Genomic DNA, 17,380 nt, shown 5'->3' on the forward strand with positions numbered 1-17,380 from the left:
ATCCCTACTTTAAAATTTGCTCTAACTCTTCAAAAACTCTATCGTTTTGCCATGCCTGACCGATGGTGATTCTCACCGCATTTAAGGCATAGCTTTTTAAATCTCGTAAAATTATACCTTTTTTTAGCATCTTTTCGCATATCTGGCTTGATTTTGGCTCGTTAAATTTAAATGTGATGAAATTTGTGTAGCTTGGGATAAACTCGATGCCATTTTGCTTTGCAAACTCCTCATATCTCTTCATCTGCTCGAAGTTGTTTTGCATAGTTTTTTGCACAAATTCATCATCTCCAAGCGCTACTATCGCTGCTCTTAGGCTTGGAGTTGTGATGTTAAACGGAGCTCTTAGTTTTGAAAGAGCGCCTATGATCTCTTCATTTGCCACGCCGTATCCCACGCGCATGCCGCCAAGTGCGTAGGCTTTTGAGAAAGTGCCAAGATAGATGGCGTTTTTAAATTTCACCACCTCGCTTGGCTTTATCTCTTTTTTGCCATCTTTAAATTTAGCAAATTCGTTGTAAGCGCAGTCAAGCACCACAAGCGTGTTTTCATCAATGTTTTTTATAAATTTATAGACCTCATCGGCATCGATGCACTCGCCCAAAGGATTGTTTGGCAGGCAAAGAAATATGACAGAAATTTCATCTTTGTGCGCATTATAAATTTCTAAAAACTCGCTCAAATTATGCTCCACGCTCTTTGTGCGGTAAATTTTAGCCCCAGTTTGTTTTGCATAAATTTCATACATCGCAAATGTCACGCCAGCCATCAAAACACCACTTTGCTTGTTTGCCTTTGCGTGAAGTGCAAACTCTATGATCTGGTCACTTCCAGAGCCGATGATTAAATTTTTGCTAGTTATGCCAAATTTCTTAGCCAGCCCCTCTTTTAGCTCAAAGTAGCTATCGTCTGGATAGAGATGTGCGTTTTTAGCGACCTCTTTTAGCGCCTCTTCTACGCGTTTGCTAGTGCCAAAAGGGTTTTCATTGCTCGCTAGCTTTATCACATCTTTTGCCTCGATGCCAAACTCCCTAACTACAAGCTCGATTGGCTTTCCAGCCTCGTAATTTACTAGATCATCTAAAAAGTCATTAAATTTCATCACTCATCTCCGTTTAAATAGCTTCCAAGCCACGTTATCTCAGCGCCGCTCTCTTTTGCGAGTTCAAAGGCGTTTTGCACCTTCTCATCGTCGATATGCCCCTCAAAGTCAAGGTAGAAAATTGACTTAAATTCGCGCTGCTTTATAGGACGTGACTCAAGTTTTGTGATATTGATATTTTCATTTTTAAAGATAGAAAGCAGATCAGCAAGGCGTCCTGGGCGGTGATCGGTCTTTGCTAGTACCGAAGTTTTTGAGTTTTCAACCTTGGCGTTTTTAAAATCGCTAAGAATGAGAAATCTCGTTCTATTTGCCATATTATCTTCGATCGTTTCATAAACGATCGGCACGTTGTAAATTTTAGCTGCGATTTTTGAGCAAATAGCGGCTGATTCTATATCCATAGATGCCATATATGCGGCTGCGGCGGTTGATTTGGCTGGGATAAATTCGACCTCATTTAGCAGGTGATCTTCTAAAAATTTACGGCACTGGTTGTAGCCTTGCGGATGCGAGTAAATTCGCTTTATCTCTTTTAAATTTTCATTTATGCTAACAAAGCTGTGGTGGATATCTACGTAGAGCTCTGCTACTATCTTTATATCATCAAATTTACTCAAACAATCAAGCGTAGCTCCAACAGCGCCTTCAGTGTTGTTTTCGATAGGCACAACGCCATATTTTGCCTCTTTTTGAGCTAGCTTTGTAAAAACTGCCTCGATCGTAGCAAGTGGCAGATAGGCACTCATCGCGCCAAATCTACTCTGCGCCGCTTGATGTGTATAAGTGCCCTCAGGTCCTAGATAGACGATCTTTTGAGGCATCTCTAAATTTCTACTAACAGCAAAAATTTCAAGATAAATAGCCTCGATCGCAGCCTTATTTAAGGCTTTTTCTTTGCTAAGGCTTGTTAGGCGGTTTATGATAGCTCGCTCACGCTCAGGGCGATATATAGGCGTCCCACTCGTTTGCTTTAGCTTGCCGATCTGCTCAACAAGCTTCATCCTCTCGTTTAGTTTATTTAAAATGAGATCATCGATACTATCGATCTCTTTTCTAAGCTCATTTAGCTCTTGCATCAGCGCTCTCCAAAAACTCAATCTCAGGTGCCACGACGTCCTCAAAGCACTCGCGTCTTCTTATCAGCCTATCTTTGCCATCAAGCACGCAAACTTCAGCGGCTCTGTTTCTTGTGTTGTAGTTTGAACTCATGCTAAAACCATAAGCCCCAGCTCCTTTAACCACGATGATATCGCCACTCTTACACTCTGGCAGCTCTATATCTTTTGCTAAAAAGTCGCCACTTTCGCAGACTGGACCAACCACGTCGCAAGTGCCTAAATTTTCATCCTTGCCGTAAGCAAAAATTTTGTGATGCGCGCCATAGAGACTTGGTCTTATAAGATCATTCATCGCGCCATCAGTGATGATAAATCTCTTTTTGCCGTTAAATTTCTCATATAAAACGCTTGCGACAAAGTAGCCAGCATTACCCACGATGAAGCGTCCTGGCTCACAAACGATAGTCACGTCTTGACCCTTTAGTGCACCTAAAATTCCTTGTGCGTAGTCATATAAATTTATCTCTTTTTCGTCGTTATAGATGATGCCAAGTCCGCCGCCAACGTCAAAGAATTTGATGTCGATCTCAAGCGCTTTTAGCTCTCTTAAAAGCTCGCTAACGATCTTTGCAGCGTCTATTATCGGGCTTAGTGAAGTTAGCTGCGAGCCGATGTGAAAGTGTATGCCAGTTGGCTCAAGAAACTCTGAATTTTTAGCATGGATATACATCTTTTTAGCTGTCTCTGCATCAACGCCAAATTTGTTTTCATTTAGTCCTGTCGAGATATATGGGTGCGTTTTTGCATCAACGCCAGGATTTACCCTGATGCTGATCCTAGCCTTTAAATTTAGCTCTTTTGCGATGTTTTCAAGCCTTAAAAGCTCGGCAAAACTCTCAACATTTATAAGCAAAATTTCATTTTCTAAAGCCTCTTTTAGCTCTTCGTCGCTCTTGCCAACGCCACTAAAGATGATCTGATATCTCTTAGCTCCTGCTAACAGCGCTCTTTTGACCTCGCCGATGCTCACGCAGTCAAATCCTGCTCCAAGATCAGCCAGAAATTTTAAAACGCTTAAATTTGAGTTTGCCTTTACAGCGTAGCAAACCAGAGATTTTCTAGCGTAAAATGCGTTTTTTAGCGCTTCATAGCGCTCTTTAATGTAGTTAAAATCATAAACGTAAAGTGGGGTTTTGTATTTGCTTGCAAGCTCTTTAAAATCCATAAAATAGCCTTTTTTAAAATGGCTTGATTTTACAAAAAAGTTGCCAAAATTTGGCTTAACGATGCGATTTTATGAGATAAATGGCGTATGCAAAAAGCAAAATAACAGGGAGCACCATGCCGATCTCTGGCAAGATGACTGAGGTTTGAGCAAATTTGGTTAAGATAAAGAGAAGTCCCCAAACTACGAGAGTTATCACAACAAAGATAAATGTTGAGAGTGCTAGGTTAAAAAACCTACCAGTTACTGGCAAATGATAGTAAAAAATAAGCAATAAAAATGGCGCAAAAAATGGTGTGATAGCAAGATTGTAAAATGCCGTTCTTGCGCTGTCTAGCCCTATGCCTTCGTTTTTAAATGTCTTTATAAAATTTATCGCATCAGGTATGTTAAACTTCGAGTTTTCAACGCTTGCAGCACTCTCGATGCTCTTTGGCTTAAAGCCTCTTAATGCATCTAAATTTTCGCTTTTTACCTTATTAAAGCCATTTTCGCCAAGCTCTAAGCTTTGAGGCAAAAAGGTCTGATTTACATCCTCTAAAACCCACTCATTGTCTTTAAATTTAGCGTGATCGGCAAAGGTTGTTGAGAGCAAGTCAGTGCCATTAATGTCAAAAATTCTCACGTCATTTGCCCTTTGTTTGGCTGAGTTTAGCTCTTTTATGTAGATAAATTTGCCTTCAAATTTCAAAAATGAGTCGTTTGTGCTTTTTGAAAAAGCAGTGTTTTTTGCGATACTTTTTTGATAATCATGCGCATAAGCAAACGGCGTAAAATTTAGCCCGACGTAAAAAATCGTCACAAAAAATGCGATGAGAAATGGCGGCAAAATGAGCTTGTTTTTGCTGATACCAAGAGCATAAAAGCTGATTAGCTCGTTTGAACGAACCATATTTACATGCAAAATTATTAGCGCAAAAATGAGCGAAAGTGGCAAAACGTAGCTAATGGCACTTAGCGCAGTAAGGCCAACGTAGAGCAACTGAAGATTCGCAGATGGCGGTAGATCTTTTAAATTTGTAAGCAGATCAATGCCAACATAAAATAGCTCAAGCGCTAAAAATACGATAAGAAAAGATTTTATATAGACCCAGCCAACGTATCTGGCGTATAGTTTCATTTGATAAGACCTTTTTTTACCGTAAATTTTTGTGAAATTTCATTGATATCACTCTTTAGTAGCTCGCAAACTGCATTTTTTGTATAGGCTAAAATTTCATCTAAAGCCTTTTTCTCCTCGTTGCTAAACTCGCCAAGGACAAAATTTTTAGCATCGCCCTCATGTCCGATACCAACACGCACCCTTTCGTAGTCGTTGCCGATTAGTCCGTCGATCGATTTTATGCCGTTATGTCCGCCGCTACTGCCGCCTTTTTTAAATTTAACCGCGCCAAAACTAAGATCAAGATCGTCGTGGATGACGATTATCCTATCTGGTTTATAAAAGTCTTTTACCGCTTTTACGCTTTGACCTGAGAGGTTCATAAAGGTCGTTGGTTTTAGCAAGATAATGTCGTTAAATTTAAAAACTTCGCCTTGAAATTTGGCTGAGCTAACATCTTTGAAATTTGAGTCTTTTAGGAGGTCTATAAGCATAAAGCCTATGTTGTGTCTAGTGTTTTCGTATTTGGGGCCAGGATTTCCCAGCCCCGCTATTAGTGTCACAAAAGCCCTTTTTATTTAGCTTTAATAACTCCAAGTACCGCAACACGGTCAGCGTCAATGATAGTAACGCCTTTAGGAGCTGTGATATCACGAACCAAAATCGTATCATCAATGTCAAGTTTGCTTACATCAACGTCAAATGAATTTGGTAAATTTTCAGCCGTGCATTTTACGCAAAGACGTCTTTTTGACTGGATCAAAACACCCTTATTTTTAAGACCAATAGGTGTTCCAACTGGCTTAACTGGGATCATATATTTTGATAAAACGCCTGGAAGTGCTACTTTTAGATCTACGTGTTTAAGATCGCTTGTAACAACATCTCTTTGGTAATCAACAATAACGACATTATAAACTTTTCCGCCTACTTTTACATCAAAAGCAAGGCTCTCTTTTTTGCGCGCCTCTTTTATAAAGTCATTTACTTTAAAAGCAGCTGCAACATTCTCTAATCCCTTGCCATAAATGTTGGCGATTAGATAACCATCTCTTCTCAAAGCCTTCGCAGACTTCTTACCGATACTCTCTCTAACGATTCCTTCTAACATCGTTTTCCTTTCATAAAAAATAGGTGCTGATTTTATCTAATGCTTTATAAATTTCACATAAAGCTTATTAAATTTCTTTAAGTGCGATCACTTCAGGTTGATCTTGTTTGCTTTGAGGTTTGCCAAAATTTACACCATTTTCAAAGCTAAAACCTGCCACATTTGAGCTTTTTATCTTAAGCTGCAAATCGCCCCTGTTGCTAGCATTGTCAAGCGCCACTTCGGCACTAATTATCTTATTTTCATAAAGCTCAAACAGGTGCTGATCAAAAGTTTGCATGCCGTAAGTATTTTTTGACTCAGCTATGGCAAGATCGATCTCGTCAAATTTCTCTTCAGATATGAGCTCTTTTATGCGGGTGTTTTTTCTCATGATCTCGACTGCTGGGCGTCTAGTGCCAAAAAGCGTCTTAACCAGCCTTTGTGAGATGACGCAAGCAAGCACTGAAGAGAACATAAGGCTGACCTTATCTCGCTCGCCTTGCGGGAAGCTATTTACTATTCTATTTACGCTCTCTTTTGCATCAAGCGTGTGAAGTGTCGAAAGCACCAAGTGGCCAGTCTCAGCAGCTCTAATAGCAGTCTCAATAGTCTCAAGATCTCTCATCTCACCAACCAAAATGATGTCAGGATCTTCTCTAAGCGAAGCCCTTAACGCATCTGAGAAATTTAGCGCATCTGCCCCGATAGAGCGCTGATTGATTATGCTTTTATCGTCGTTAAATACGTATTCGATCGGATCTTCGATAGTCACGATGTGTGATCTTTTTGTCTGGTTTATGAAATTTATCATGCTTGCAAGCGTTGTCGTCTTGCCGCTTCCGGTTGGGCCAGTCACTAGGATGATGCCACGAGTGGTCTCTGTGCAAATTTTTTCTATCACGCTTGGTAAATTTAGCTCTTTTATGGTTGGAATTTTCGTTGGAGTGACACGAAAGACAGCAGAAATTCCATTTATCTGCAAAAACATATTTACACGAAAGCAGTACTCATCATTTAGTTTATACGAAAAATCTATATCTTTTTTATCCATAAACTCATCAAATTTAGCCCCCAAAAGTTCATTTGCGATAGCTACTGCGTCACTTGGGTCTAAATTTTCTTCGCTAAGTGGCATGATCTCACCATTAAATCTACCATAAACAAGGCTTGCAGACTTTAGATGAAGGTCGCTGCCGCCTTTATCCACTAAAGAGCACAGATATGAGTCTAGGTCTTGTTTGGTCATTAAAGTGATTTCATAATGTCGTCAAATGCTGTAACAAACTGCTTTAAGCCATCATTTAAAAGCTCTTTATAAGTAGCATTTATATCGATCTCATTATTTTTTATGATGTGAAAAAAGCTTGAGATATTCTCTTTGCTAGGGGCATTTTTTGCCTCAGCTTTTTCTTTTATAAATTCTTTTATCGTATCTATCGGAGCTGTGTTTATAGAGTTTTTATACATTAGCTCCCTAACGTAATAATCCCTTCTTAAGCCACCGCCTTTTACGCCAGTGCTTGCAAAAAGTGTCCTTACGTTTTCTAAGCCAAAGTCCTCAATGATATGATAGATATTTGCAGCGTTCATTATGCCGATCTGCCCAGTTGGCAAGCTCTTTGCAGCCATCGTCTCATCAAGCTTTCTATCAAATCTACTAACAAAAACGCTGATCACACCTTTTGGCATCGTCGTATCCACAAAGCGGCTTGCATAAGCTTTGCTACCCTCTTTAAAGGCCTCTAGGCAGTTTTTAGCCTGATCTGGCGAAAAAATGAGCGTCGCATTTACGCTGATGCCTCTTGCCATAAGCGCACTCATCGCTTCATAACCCTCTTTTGTAGCTGGAATTTTTATCATGACATTTGGCATTGAGATAAGGTTGTGAAGCCTGATGCCCTCTTCTATCGTCGCAGCTGTTTCGCCACTTAAATTTGGATCAACCTCGATACTAACAAAGCCATCGTCGCCATTTGCGTAGTTTTTTAGCATTTTACATGCGGCGATCTTGATATCTTGGGTCGCTAAAATTTCATAAAGATCTTTTGGGTGACGCTTGTTGCTGTTTTGTATGATCTGTTTGTAAGCAGGTGATGCAAAAGCTGTTTTAAAGATAGCTGGGTTGCTTGTAGATCCGTTTATAACGCCTTTTTCTAATAAAGAGTTGAATTCGTTTTGTAAAAAATCTCTCTCTATAAAGTCACACCAAAGAGAAAATTTAGCTTCATTGTCATACATTTTTTCACCTTATAAAATTTAAAATTTCACGCAGATCCTTGACATCCACGCAATGCGTCGCTTCTTTTTTTAAAATTTCTTTCGCACAAAAGGCAATTTTTAGATCACATTTTCTAAACATAGATACGTCATTAGCGCCATCGCCAACGCACATGATCTCACTTTTATCTAAATTTAATAGCCCTTTTAAGCGATCTATCATCTCACCTTTTGAGCTACCAAACATCATCTCTCCGCCAACTTCACCTGTTAAAATTCCATCTTTATGGTGCAAAATATTTGCAAAATTTGCGTCAAATTTAAGCTTTTCTTGCATCTTATCAGTTGCGATGTGAAAACCACCACTAAAAACCACGACTTTTATACCTTTTTGCTTTAGAGCGTCTATAAGCTCGCTAGCTCCTGGCATGATAGGTAAATTTTTACAAATTTCATCTGCCTTTGAGAGTGGCATTCCTTTTAAAAATTTTACTCTTGCTGTAAGACTTTCAAAAAAATCAAGTTCGCCGTTCATCGAACGCTTAGTTATGCTAGCCACCTCATCACTGGCGTTATTAGCGGCGGCGAGGATATCAATCGTCTCGCCGTCCATTATCGTAGAGTCAAAGTCAAAAGCACAAAGTTTTATCAAGCTATGCCCTAAAAATCACGCTTTAAAAGGCTCTCAACCTTTAAAATCGTAAGGATGTTTTGATCGCGTTTGCCGATACCATAGATCATGCCTTTGTCTTTTACCAAAGTCTCTGGCGGCGGATCGATCCTGTTGCGGTCTATTCTGATAGCCTCCGTCAAGCGGTCTATCACGAAGCCTGCGATATTATCCTCATCTTTCATGACGATATATCTTGTATTTGAGCTTTGTTTTGTAACATTTAGTGAAAAACGTTTTCGCAAATCAATAAGAGGGATAACGTTTCCACGTAGGTTAAAGACACCAAGAACATAGTCGGGCACGCTAGGAACACGGGTGTATTCGATAGGTTTGATTATCTCTTGGATATTTAAAATAGGTATCGCATACTCTTCTTCGCCAACAACGAAGCCTACAAGTTGGACTATATCTTCGTTGTTTTTTATCTCAGGCTCGTCAATTTGTTGTTTTTGTTTGCTTAAAACTTGGTTTAGTTTATCATTCATCGCCTAACCCCTAACCTAATTTAATATTTTTTCTAACAACGTTTTCAAGGTATTCTGACGAATATGGTTTTGTGATATATTCTGTCATACCAACCTCTACTCCGCGCAATCTATCAGTTTTAGACGTTCTTGATGTTACTGCTATTAGCGGTAAAGTGCGATACTTAGAGTATTTGCGAATTTCACCAGCTAGAGTATATCCGTCCATCCTTGGCATCTCAATATCAATGAGCACCGCATCAAATGCATGCTCACCTGATTTAATTATATTGAGTGCTTCTACTCCGTTAGTTGCTTCTATTATTGTGACGCCGATTGGCTCGAGCGATTTTTGCATAATGGTTCTATCCATCTTAGAGTCATCAACGATTAGAACCTTGTAATCGCTTGGTTTCTCTTTTGCTTTAGCACTATCTTCCATCTCGGCTCTAATATTTACCTTAATATCCTTTGCCATCTCCATCATAGCACCAACGTCTATGATAAGAGTTACGCGGCCATCGCCTCTTATAGTAGCTCCAGCGATGCCTGGGATATTTTGCAAATAATCACCCATTGACTTAATAACGATCTCTTCTTGACCGACTAATGTATCTACGATGATGCCCAGTTTTGCCTCGGCAACGCCGATGATAACGACATAAGTTTGATCTCCGCCGTCAAAGACTTTATTGACACCAAAGACATCTGAAAGTCTAACAAGAGATAAGACCTCATCTCTTAGTCTTAGAACGTTTTTGCCATCGATCGTATAGATATCATCGATAGGTACGCGAACAGTTTCAAGAACGCTCGCAAGTGGTATCGCATAAAATTCCTCTTGTGTTCCGACAAGAAGTGATTGAATGATCGCAAGTGTAAGTGGAATTTTAAGCTTCATAACTGTGCCTTTTCCAACTTCACTCTCGATATCAATGATACCATTTAGCTTTTCGATATTTGTCTTAACAACGTCCATACCAACGCCACGACCAGATACGTTTGTAACCTTGGCTGCAGTTGAAAATCCTGGCTTAAATATAAGACCAAAAGCCTCTTTCTCGCTCATCGCATCAGCTTCACGCTCAGTGATGATGCCTTTTTCTATCGACTTAGCTTTAAGCATATCAGCATCCAAGCCCTTACCATCATCAACTATCTCAACAACGATATGGTTGCCCTCATTGTAAGCTTTTAGCTGAACAAGGCCTTTTTCAGGTTTGCCCATTGCCTTTCTTGTCTCAGGATCTTCGATGCCATGATCGCATGAGTTTCTGATGATATGAACTAGCGGATCGCCGATCTCTTCAACGATTGATTTATCAAGCTCAGTCTCTTCACCTGAAATTTCAAGGTCGATCTGCTTACCAAGGTCGCGGCTAAGATCACGTATCATACGTGGGAATTTATTAAAGACTTTTGCTATTGGAAGCATCCTTGTCTTCATAACAGCTAGCTGGATATCAGTCGTAACTAGACTTAGACTTGAGACTACTTGATTTAGCTCTTCGAGGAATTTCTCGCCCTCATATCTCTCTTCTACGTCATCATAAATTTTTAACAAGCGGTTTTTACCAAGAACAAGCTCACCGATTAAATTCATCAAGTGATCAAGTCTTTTTACTTCAACACGTATCGTTTGCTCTTGTGCTACCGCACTGTTACTACTAGCTGCTGGCACTTTTTTATCAGCATCCCTTTCTCTACTAGGAGCTGGCTTAGGTGCAGGTGCTGGCGCAGCGCTTGTGGCTGGAGCTATCTCTTCAGGAGATTTTGGAGCTATGCCTTTTGAAGCACGTCTTGCTTGATCTTCTGCTTTTCTAACTTTTAAAAGTCTCTCTATCTCAGCCTCAACCTCAGAGTCACTTAGCTTTGAAAGCTCAGCATCACTTACTTCAGGAGCTGCTTCTTCAGCTGGTGCGACAGGTTCTGGCTCTTTTACTGGCTCAGGTGCTGGTGCGGCTGGAGCTTCTGCGGCTGCGCTTGGTGCTTCACCTTCAGAAATTTGAGTAAGTCTTACACAAATATTTTTGATATCAATGCCAGCAGCTGCGTCACTACCGTTATCTCTAATGCTCTCAAGTAGTCCCTTCATCATATCAACTGACTCAAGAACAACGTCCATGATGTCCGGAGTGATCTTTAGCTCGCCTTTTCTAGCTTTGTTTAAAACATCCTCCATGTGGTGAGTAAGCTCTGTTAGAACGTCAAAATTTAAAAAGCTTGAGCTGCCTTTTACTGTGTGAGCAACACGGAAAATTCTATTTAAAAGCTCCAAGTCTTCAGGGTTTGCCTCTAGTTCAACAAGGTCATGGTCTATCTGCTCAATAAGTTCGAAAGCCTCTATTAAAAAGTCTTCCATTATTTCTTTCATATCATCCATACTTCACCTCACTTCGCAGATTTAGAATGTGCTTCAATCACTTTTAGCACCTCTTGATAAAATACACCAGCATCAAATTTTGTAAGATACGCAGCACCACCGGCTTCTTTACTCTTAACCTCACTAAATTCGTTGCTTAATGAAGAGTTAAACACAATCGGAACATCTTTAAATCTATCATCATTTTTAATAGTTGAAGCAAAGCGGTATCCATCCATTTGTGGCATTTCGATATCACTTAAGATAACTCTAAGCTCTTTTGTCAAGTTATCTCCATATCTTTGATAAAGCTCTTCCATCCTCTCTAATCCCTCAACGCCGTTTTTAGCTTCAACTACGCTAAGACCCATCTTCTCAAGTGCGTCTTTTACTAGCTTTCTAGCAGTTGAGCTATCATCTAGAACTAAAGCAGCGCCTTTGATCCTTTGATCGTCTGTTACGTCAAATTCGATCTTTGGTGAGTAAATTCCTAGCTCTTCAACGATGCTTTCAAGATCAAGAATTAAAAGTACTTCGTCGTTTTCTATTCTTGTTACGCCTGTGATCTTGCCTTTGTCCAGAGTACCAGCTCCAGCAGCAAAATTTGCAGGCTCTATGTCTTTCCAGTTTATACGTCTGATCCTCTTGGCCTCATGGACGATAAAACCGATTAATATACCGCTAAATTCAGCAATAATAACACGTGGCTTTATGACTACACCCTCAGTTGGCTCGATGATATTCATCCATCTTGCCAAATTTATAACGGGGATAACCACACCTCTTAAATCAAAAATTCCCTCTATATACTCAGGAACACCAGGAAGCTCGGTAAGATTTGGCATCTTAATGATCTCCCGCACCTTTGCGACATTGACTCCGTATATTCCTTCATATACTTTGTTTTCGGCCTTTTTAAAGATACGAAAATCAACAAGTTCCATCTCGTTTGAGCCCGTTTTTAGTACGTTGTCTCCAAACATCAATGTCCTTTCAAACTCATTTTGAGCAAATTAAACTTTTGCTGGGCGTATTCTACAACAAAATAACTTTGCTCGCATGCAAAACAAGGTAAATTTATATAAAATCTATCGTAAATATCAAATAGCTCACCTTGATGATAGTGTCCCTCTATCACTATACTTGCGTCAAAGCCCTGCAAATGCTTGCTCATTAGCTCCTTGAAGTTTGAAATTTTATAGTGCAGATTTTTCTTAGTAAGTTTGGCTAGTATCGCTTTTGAAATTTTAAAATCCAAAATTTTATCAAGCGCGTTCATAAATTTCAAAAACCATCTAAGCCTTAAAAACCTAAGTGCGTACTTATCTATAAAAGGTAAAAATATATCTCCGTGCGCGATCTGGACGTGCTCACCGCCTATAGTTCTAAATTTCACTGGCTGAGCGCAAATGTCATAGACCTTTACCCCCTCAAAGCTTAGCTTCTCTCCTTTGTCCCAAAAATCTCTAGTTTTATCAAATAAATTTGAAAGTCTAAAATCGTGGTTGCCCTCGAAGTAAAAAATTTCCACCTTTTGTGAAATTTTATTTATAAGACTTAAGTGCTCAGCGTAAAATTCTCTTGTATATTCGCCCTCGCCCGTTAAAAAATCAAATATATCGCCAAGCAAGAAAATCTGCGGTGGCTCCTTAATCTCTCCGCTATCAACGCCGCGTAAGAATTTCAAAAAGCCATCTCTATTTACATTTTCATGCGCATCAGCTAAAAAGATCGCGCCTTCTTTTATAACGGGGGCATATAGGTATTCGCTCAAATTTTGCCTTAATTAAAAATTAGCAGAGCCAAAAGCAGTTTTTAGCTCTTCGCCTCATCTTTTTAGTCAAATTTTATAGGTTTATAGCAGATCTTAACGATCTCAACGTCGCTTCTGCCTTTTGGTAAATTTAGCGCTACCTCATCGCCCTCAGCCTTGCCTAAAAGCTGCTTTGCAAGAGGTGAGTTTATCGAGATATAGCCCTTATCTAGGTCACTTTCGCTCACACCAACTATCGTGTAAGTATGCTCAACCTCAGTCTCTTCGTCCATTATCGTCACACTTGAACCAAACCTCACCCTATCATGCTCGTAGCTACTTGGATCGATCACTTCTGCGTTTGCCAAAAGCGCGCTAAGCTCAGCGATCCTAGCGTCTATAAAGGCTTGTTTTTCTTTTGCTGCGTGATACTCAGCATTTTCTTTAAGATCGCCGTGGCTTCTTGCGATGTCGATCTCTGTTACGATTTGAGGGCGCTGCACCAGCCTTAGATCCTTTAGCTCAGCTTCTATCTTCTCATATCCGTGCATTGTCATTGGTTCACTCATTTTTTACTCCATATTTTTTAAAATTTTTACTACATTTTTACTGCTGCCATGCCCTAAATAAGCCCTTAGCTCATCGCAGCCTTTTAAGAATTTTTGCCTATCACAGCTCTCATAAGCTTTTAGCAAATTTTCAGCCGTTGCAAACTCTTGGATAAATTCCTCATGAAGCGGCTCTTTGCCCATGAAGTCAAACATTATATTTGCAAGTCCCGCGTGCTTGATCTTTACAAATTTTCTAGCGATGAAAACATCTATCGCTTTTGCCTTGTATGCTAGCACAAATGGCGTGCCAATGAGCGCTGCTTCAAGCGTAGCCGTGCCAGAGCAAACAAATGCAAAGTCGCTCTCATACAAGGCTTCAGGCGTGTTTGAGACGACCTCAAAATCGCTCACATCGCCATAAATTTCGCCCACTTTATCAAGCAAAAATGGTGGCACGACAAGCAACCTCTTGGCTTCTATCTTTTTAGCAAGCTCTCTATAAACTGGCATCAGCCTTGAAATTTCTGACCTTCTTGATCCTGGCAGAAAAGCAACTTTGCCGCTGCTACTAAGGCTCGTTTTTTTAAGCTTTATCTCATCCATCAAAGGATGACCCACGTAGGTTGATCGGCTATAAAATTTCGCATCAAATGGCAGGATCGAAGCAAGGTTGTCACAATACCTCTCCACTACGCTCACTCTTTTTGGCTTCCACGCCCAAACTTGAGGCAAGATGTAGTATGTCACGGCTGCTTTTGCGCCAGCTGCTTTTATCGCCTTTGCAAGCGGCAGGTTAAAGGCTGGGCTGTCGATTAGTAGCACCGCATCAGCCTCTTTTGCCATCTGGCTCATCACTTTCATCGCCTTTTTTGCCTTAAAAATGAGCGGCAAAACCTCGACAAAGCCCATCGCTGAAAACTCGCTACTTTTCATATATGGCGTGCCAAGCTCTTCGCTAAAAATTCCCATTAGCTCAAATTCGCCCTCAAAATTTTTCAAAATTTCTTTTAAATGCAAATTTGCCGATGGCTCAAGAGCGGAGACTAAAATTTTCATTTACACACTTTCATTAGGTCTTTTTTTGGGGGCATTATACGCAAAAATTCTTTAAAATTTTAAGAAAGCTGTGATAAAATCCAACCCTTTAAAGGATAAAATTTGAAAGAAATTTTGATAACAAATGACGATGGATTTGAGGCGACTGGCCTGCTTGCCTTAAAAGAAGCTTTGAGCGAGCTAGATGGTGTAAATGTCACGATCGTAGCTCCAAGCTCTGAAAAATCAGCCTGCGCTCACTCGCTAACTCTCACAAGGCCGCTTAGATTTATAAAACTTGATGATGGCTTTTTTAAACTTGATGACGCAACGCCCAGCGACTGCGTATATCTCGCACTTCACGCACTTTATAATAAAAAGCCAGATCTAGTGATAAGTGGCATAAATCACGGGGCAAATTTAGGCGAGGACATCACCTACTCTGGCACGTGTGGAGCGGCGATGGAGGGCGTTTTACAGGGCATTAGAAGCATCGCCTTTTCGCAGTTTTATGAAAACAACTCACTAAATGAACTTGGCTTTGAGCTAGCAAAAGAGGTGGTGAAATTTATCACTCCAAAGGTGCTAAATGATGAAATTTCGCTAAATCCAAGGGAATTTCTAAACGTAAATATCCCAGCTAGAACTAGCAAAAATTTCAAAGGTTATGCCGTCGTGCCAGCTGGCAGACGCACCTACGCCACGCATGCCACGCTTAATCGCAATCCAAGAGGCATCGAGTACTACTGGCTTGGAAACGCCGCACTTGAATACGAAAAAGGCGAGCCAAGCGACATCAGCAAGGTAAATGAGGGCTTTGCAACGATAACGCCCATAAAACTAAATATGACCTCATACGAGAGTTTGGAGAGCTTAAAAGGGAAATTTGATGCAAAATGATAGATTTACAAGGATAAGATGGCTCTTTGGCGAGGATGGTTTTAGCAAGCTTCAAAGCGCAAAAGTGCTAGTTTGCGGAGCTGGAGGCGTTGGCGGGATGTGCGTGGATGCGCTCGCTAGAAGCGGGGTCGGGAGCATCACTCTAATCGACAAAGACATCTTTGACGTGACAAATCAAAACCGCCAAATTTACAGCGAAAATGTGGGTGGCGTAAAGGTTGATGAGTTTGCCAAAATTTATCCTTGCGTCACGCCTATGCAGACGCTGATTACGCCTGAGTTTGTCGCTAGTTTTGACTTTAGTAAATTTGACGTGGTGATTGATGCTATCGATGATATCGCTGCTAAGATCGCCCTTGCAAACGCAGTAGATCCTAGCAAATTTATAGCCTCGATGGGTGGTGCAAAAAGAGTCGATCCTACAAAAATAAAGGTGGCTAGCGTTTGGAAAACCTCGGTCGATCCGCTAGCTAGAAAATATAGATATGAGCTCAAAAAATCAGGCTTTAGCGGTAAATTTGACGTAGTCTTTTCAACAGAAGAACCACTTTGCAAGCCACTTGGAAGCTTCATGGGCGTGACTGCCTGCTTTGGGCTAAATTTAGCCTCACTAGCTGTTAAAAAGATAGTTGGGCAGTAAGCCCAAATTTACACTCCGAGTAAAATTTCAAATTAGGGCTGACATTTTTGGATAAATTGAACAGCCAGCTCTACAAGAGACTAATTTAACAATCCAAGATGAGCATCTAGTAAATTTTAAAAATTTGTGAACAAGTAATTTCGGCTCTAAAATTTGAGCTAAACTGTAAACGCAGCCAAATTTTAGTAGTCAATCCTTGTGAGTGAATGGAATTTTAAAATTTGCAAAAGTAGATTTTAATAAATTTAAAGTTTTGTATCAAAAAGGGTGACAAGGGGGCTTAAATTTTGTTTCTCAGGCTCGCAACTGTAGGATAGACACGAAACCCCGTCCCTTTATCCCTCTTTAGACCTCATGTCTACTTGCAGTTATGAGACGAAGCCCCAGTAAAACCCCTCGCACGTTCAAGATGTATGCTTTAATGCTGGTGCATCGCAAACCACAACAAACTACTATTTTAAAATATAGCTTTAAATTCATAAGTCCTAAAATTTAGTAAATAGCTTAAATAAATCAAAAATTTAACAATAGACCTAAAGTTTACATATTTATCCGATCGTATTTGCTGCTTTTTACAACCAAATGCGATTTATCATTTAAATTTTATCTCATCTTTTTTATATTTTCTAAGTAGCTCGTTTATTTGGTTTTGAAATTTACCCCACCTTGCTTCACTGCCATGCTTTGCGAAGAGCTTTTTGGCATGAAAGATCAAAATTTCACTTTTATCTTTTATCAAAAGATATTCGTAAAGCTGATTTATCGCTGCAAGGCCGTTTTGTTCGAGCATTAGCTCTATTAAATTTGCTTCAGAGCTATTTTGCTCAAAAAAATTAAAAACAAAGCCAAGGTCGTTTGCCACATTTTCATAAATTTTAGCCACGTCACTATCTGGCTCTAGCTCGTAGTATGCAGCAGCTGTGCGAGTGATTTCATGTGCTCTAGCTCTAAAATGACACTCATACTCTTTTGGCTTGCTAAGCGCTTCTTTGCCAAGAGTAGCCTCTATAAAAGGGGCATAAATGCCGCAATTTATATAAAATCTCGTGCGCTCTGAGCTATTGCCACTGCTTTTTTGAAAATTTAAAACATAGATAAAATTTGGAGTATTTTTGTAGAAATTTAAAGCGCTCTTACTAAAGCCATTATCCTTAAATAGCGGCTTTAGCAGAGCGATAAGCTCGTCAAATTTCTCTTTCATA

General features: G+C 40.0%; 18 protein-coding genes. 2 read left to right on the forward strand and 16 right to left on the reverse strand.

Annotation, left to right across the window (positions count from 1 at the left end; genetic code table 11):
* Positions 1 to 4: 4 nt before the first annotated feature.
* From hisC to lpxB, 15 genes are all read right to left on the reverse strand, one after another.
* Positions 5 to 1,102: a histidinol-phosphate transaminase gene (gene hisC, locus CYP84_RS00530; protein WP_103636322.1), complete on the reverse strand. Its 1,098-nt coding sequence runs from the start codon at positions 1,100 to 1,102 to the stop codon at positions 5 to 7.
* Complete coding sequence (gene pheA / locus CYP84_RS00535) at positions 1,102 to 2,181, reverse strand: prephenate dehydratase (RefSeq protein ID WP_103636323.1); 1,080 nt, start codon at positions 2,179 to 2,181, stop codon at positions 1,102 to 1,104. The genes hisC and pheA overlap by 1 nt, the downstream gene beginning before the upstream one ends.
* A complete protein-coding gene (gene lysA, locus CYP84_RS00540) occupies positions 2,165 to 3,388 on the reverse strand; it encodes a diaminopimelate decarboxylase (RefSeq protein ID WP_103636324.1) in 1,224 nt (407 codons plus the stop codon). Before lysA ends, pheA begins: the two co-directional genes overlap by 17 nt.
* A 55-nt stretch (positions 3,389 to 3,443) precedes the next feature.
* Positions 3,444 to 4,508, reverse strand: coding sequence for an LptF/LptG family permease (locus tag CYP84_RS00545; protein WP_103598338.1), 1,065 nt, complete (start codon positions 4,506 to 4,508; stop codon positions 3,444 to 3,446).
* A complete protein-coding gene (pth, locus tag CYP84_RS00550; RefSeq protein ID WP_103578503.1) occupies positions 4,505 to 5,053 on the reverse strand; it encodes an aminoacyl-tRNA hydrolase in 549 nt (182 codons plus the stop codon). Before pth ends, CYP84_RS00545 begins: the two co-directional genes overlap by 4 nt.
* Before the next feature lie 11 nt (positions 5,054 to 5,064).
* Entirely contained in the window at positions 5,065 to 5,601 is a 537-nt protein-coding gene (locus tag CYP84_RS00555; RefSeq protein ID WP_002939542.1) for a 50S ribosomal protein L25/general stress protein Ctc, read from the reverse strand.
* Positions 5,602 to 5,668: 67 nt separating this feature from the next.
* Positions 5,669 to 6,829, reverse strand: a complete 1,161-nt coding sequence (locus CYP84_RS00560; RefSeq protein ID WP_103636325.1) for a type IV pilus twitching motility protein PilT — start codon at positions 6,827 to 6,829, stop codon at positions 5,669 to 5,671.
* Positions 6,829 to 7,821 (reverse strand): transaldolase, encoded by a 993-nt coding sequence (locus CYP84_RS00565; protein WP_103636326.1) that lies wholly within the window; start codon positions 7,819 to 7,821, stop codon positions 6,829 to 6,831. The genes CYP84_RS00560 and CYP84_RS00565 overlap by 1 nt, the downstream gene beginning before the upstream one ends.
* Positions 7,822 to 7,825: 4 nt before the next feature.
* Entirely contained in the window at positions 7,826 to 8,452 is a 627-nt protein-coding gene (gene serB, locus CYP84_RS00570) for a phosphoserine phosphatase SerB (RefSeq protein WP_103636327.1), read from the reverse strand.
* 8 nt (positions 8,453 to 8,460) lie between these two features.
* Complete coding sequence (locus CYP84_RS00575; protein ID WP_021087872.1) at positions 8,461 to 8,958, reverse strand: chemotaxis protein CheW; 498 nt, start codon at positions 8,956 to 8,958, stop codon at positions 8,461 to 8,463.
* Between the two features lie 10 nt (positions 8,959 to 8,968).
* Positions 8,969 to 11,320, reverse strand: coding sequence for a hybrid sensor histidine kinase/response regulator (locus CYP84_RS00580; protein ID WP_103636328.1), 2,352 nt, complete (start codon positions 11,318 to 11,320; stop codon positions 8,969 to 8,971).
* A gap of 8 nt (positions 11,321 to 11,328) precedes the next feature.
* Positions 11,329 to 12,282 (reverse strand): chemotaxis protein, encoded by a 954-nt coding sequence (locus CYP84_RS00585; protein ID WP_103636329.1) that lies wholly within the window; start codon positions 12,280 to 12,282, stop codon positions 11,329 to 11,331.
* Complete coding sequence (locus CYP84_RS00590) at positions 12,282 to 13,073, reverse strand: UDP-2,3-diacylglucosamine diphosphatase (protein WP_103636330.1); 792 nt, start codon at positions 13,071 to 13,073, stop codon at positions 12,282 to 12,284. The genes CYP84_RS00585 and CYP84_RS00590 overlap by 1 nt, the downstream gene beginning before the upstream one ends.
* A 62-nt stretch (positions 13,074 to 13,135) precedes the next feature.
* Complete coding sequence (greA, locus tag CYP84_RS00595; protein WP_012001423.1) at positions 13,136 to 13,621, reverse strand: transcription elongation factor GreA; 486 nt, start codon at positions 13,619 to 13,621, stop codon at positions 13,136 to 13,138.
* 3 nt (positions 13,622 to 13,624) lie between these two features.
* Complete coding sequence (gene lpxB, locus CYP84_RS00600; protein WP_103636331.1) at positions 13,625 to 14,659, reverse strand: lipid-A-disaccharide synthase; 1,035 nt, start codon at positions 14,657 to 14,659, stop codon at positions 13,625 to 13,627.
* A 102-nt stretch (positions 14,660 to 14,761) separates the two neighbouring features.
* On the opposite strand from lpxB, the gene surE reads away from it, so the two are divergent.
* Together surE and CYP84_RS00610 are read left to right on the forward strand one after the other, a co-directional pair.
* Positions 14,762 to 15,538 (forward strand): 5'/3'-nucleotidase SurE, encoded by a 777-nt coding sequence (gene surE / locus CYP84_RS00605; RefSeq protein ID WP_103636332.1) that lies wholly within the window; start codon positions 14,762 to 14,764, stop codon positions 15,536 to 15,538.
* On the forward strand, positions 15,528 to 16,178 hold the full coding sequence (locus CYP84_RS00610; RefSeq protein WP_103636333.1) for a tRNA threonylcarbamoyladenosine dehydratase: 651 nt from the start codon (positions 15,528 to 15,530) through the stop codon (positions 16,176 to 16,178). The genes surE and CYP84_RS00610 overlap by 11 nt, the downstream gene beginning before the upstream one ends.
* A 592-nt stretch (positions 16,179 to 16,770) precedes the next feature.
* Here the strand turns inward: CYP84_RS00610 and CYP84_RS00615 are convergent.
* Positions 16,771 to 17,379 (reverse strand): DUF4304 domain-containing protein, encoded by a 609-nt coding sequence (locus CYP84_RS00615; RefSeq protein ID WP_103636334.1) that lies wholly within the window; start codon positions 17,377 to 17,379, stop codon positions 16,771 to 16,773.
* Position 17,380 lies beyond the last annotated feature (1 nt).

It is taken from the genome of Campylobacter concisus (assembly GCF_002912425.1).
Lineage (GTDB): Bacteria > Campylobacterota > Campylobacteria > Campylobacterales > Campylobacteraceae > Campylobacter_A > Campylobacter_A concisus_AH.